General features: G+C 40.7%; 1 protein-coding gene. It reads right to left on the bottom strand.

Translation table 11 applies throughout. The features are described from left to right. Positions 1-1836 (bottom strand): FAD-dependent oxidoreductase (locus ACJWXQ_RS05165; RefSeq protein WP_406672307.1); only part of this gene is annotated, 1836 nt, incomplete at its 3' end. Between the last annotated feature and the right edge of the window lie 695 nt (positions 1837-2531).

Genomic DNA, 2531 nt, shown 5'->3' with positions numbered 1-2531 from the left:
TTCGTTAAAAGTCGGTAAAACAATAGAAATATCGAGGTTGTCATCTCTGTCTGATGCATTACTATCTGGATCAAAAGTTTCGTACTCTCTCACTTTGAGATCATCAAGAATGAGCTTGGAAACCTTTTTACCTTCCTTAACGGCATAGTTAACCCCGCGGTCATCGGGAAAGATCTGAGAGAAATTGGAAAGAAAGACCCCAGGCACCGGACTTCTGTAGTCCGGGATCTTATCTTTATAGTTCACATCAACTATATGCTGAGCATTTTTAAATCTAAATATCGCCGAATCCATGATTGAGCGTTCATCAAAATTGGGAAATATCTTTTTAACACCACCGATCCACTCCTCCTCTATCTCCCTCTCCGTTGAACTGAAATAACGATGGTCATGAGGAACATACGCTCCGATGTAGTATATGTTCTTCCCATTTAGTCTCTCAGTTCCAACCAAGGCTGAAAGACTAAGCAAAACAAGAAAGGGATGTTCTTCGTCGTTTATGTTATGCCAGTAATAGTCCGTAAACTTCTCATCAGTTGCAAAGACCATTAAAACCGAACCCAGATAATCGATTGATTTGAGCTTATCCAGATACTCTTGATCGACCTGCGAATTACTCTCTATCATATTCGCGAAAACATGACTTGGAGTGGTAGCCAAGACAGAGTCATACGCAAGGTCTTTACCGTTTACACTGACCTGGACCTTCTCCCCGATCTCGGTGATATACTTTACTTTTGTCCCGTAAACTATTTTCACACCGTTGGCTTCGGATCTATCTATCAACGCATCAATGAATGTTTTGAACCCGCCATCGAAATAGCCCAGTTTTTCGGTAACATCACCTTTGTCCTTTGAGTTGGCTCTTACATTCACCCTCGACCAAACATATGACATAGCGATCTTGTCATAGTGATCAAAGAACTTACCTTTCAGTATCGGCTCCCAGATCACTTTAGTTACCCTTTTCCCCGCAAACCTATTCATCCAATCCATGGCGGTGACCTTAGTAAAATGATTCCAACGGGTCTGTTTACCCAAGTAAAGAGCCACCAAACCGGCACGAACTCTCTGAAAGAGGTTAAGAGGCGTAAACCCGAGCAAATCCTTGGGAGTCATGAAAGGATAAAGCTCATCTGCATAGTAGAGAGACAGAGAGCTTGAATGGAAATTAAGTCTATCCTTAACCCCGATCTCTTCGGCCAAAGAGATGATATCGGAATCGGTTTTATACAGAAAATGATACGCTCTCTCGAGAGGAACGCCTTCCATCTCAAAGCCGGAAACCAGTCCACCTGCATACGGTTCCGACTCATAGACTGTTACACTGTGTCCTGCTTTTGAAAGCTCATAAGCAGCCGTCAAGCCAGTAAAGCCGGCGCCTATTACCGCTATACTTTTTGACTCTGTTTTTCCTGCATAGTCATCACCGGTCTCATCAACCTCCTTCCTTTCCCCCACACGAAAGGTTAGAGTCGAGTTAAGGATGTACTGAAGAGCGACAATCGGAGGCAAAGAAAATACTTTAACTATGTTCGCACTGAACATCTCTCCGGCAAGGATGTGGAGAGAAAGAGCACTCAAAACAAGTCCCAAAAAACTAATGGAGAAGAAGTAAACAAGACGGGACTTTAAGAAATCTTTGGTCTTGAAGTTAAGATGAACATTTGCAAAAAAGCTTGCAAAAGTGGCAGCCGAAACCGAAAGGATAGTGGAGAGCACTGGATGGACATACAAGAAGTTGAACAGAATGAAAAAGAGTGACATGTCTAAAAAGACCGCCGAAAGTCCGATCATGCCATATATTATGGTATTTCTCAGTTTGAAAATACCCAATATTTTTTCTTGTATTGGTGTTATATATTGCCGTATATACATAGGTGTATAAGGTTAGGTGTCTCTCTTCTTATAAGCGCTTCGAATTAGATTCTCTATCGGTTTCAATAGGATCGAGCTGCTTCATATCCGAACCGAGACATTCAGGTCTGTTCATGATGTTTAGAGTTAAATAGTTTTCCGCATCACTCTATACAGAAGAGAAAGGGTTCTCTTCTCTACTTTCCCGGACAGGTTTTGCGAATGAAGTAATCGAAAACTTTTAAAAACAGATATCTGATTCCAGCAATAAAGTTTTCATTCAGTCAGTGGAAAAGGGATTATAAGTACATTTTTGATTCCCCTCTTCTCCGCCGTTTTATAAAATAAGGAATATTTAAAGGTCGTTGAGGATAGTGATCGGCTAAACTTTTGGCCACCTTTAAAATGTGGAGTGAGGTTAGTTTGACCCAATTTAAAATAGAACCGTTATATTTCAAACCGTCTAACTCTACTTTTCCATTAAGAGAAACAACTCACTCATACTGAGTTGTTTCTATCCTTCTTTCAGGAGTTCTGAACTTAAACAGTTCGACTATATAACTGGAAAGTTTAAAAACTTCTGTTCAGTATTCCGGTTTCTACAAATATAGGAGATCACAGAGTTGATATTGCCGACTTTAGATCTTCAGATCTGATTGCCGATACGAACTGTT

It is taken from the genome of Natronospira sp. (assembly GCF_007134575.1).
Taxonomy (GTDB): Bacteria; Pseudomonadota; Gammaproteobacteria; order Natronospirales; family Natronospiraceae; genus Natronospira; species Natronospira elongata.
The sequence above is the reverse complement of the archived record's forward strand: the minus strand, read 5'-3'. Positions and strand labels throughout refer to the sequence as shown.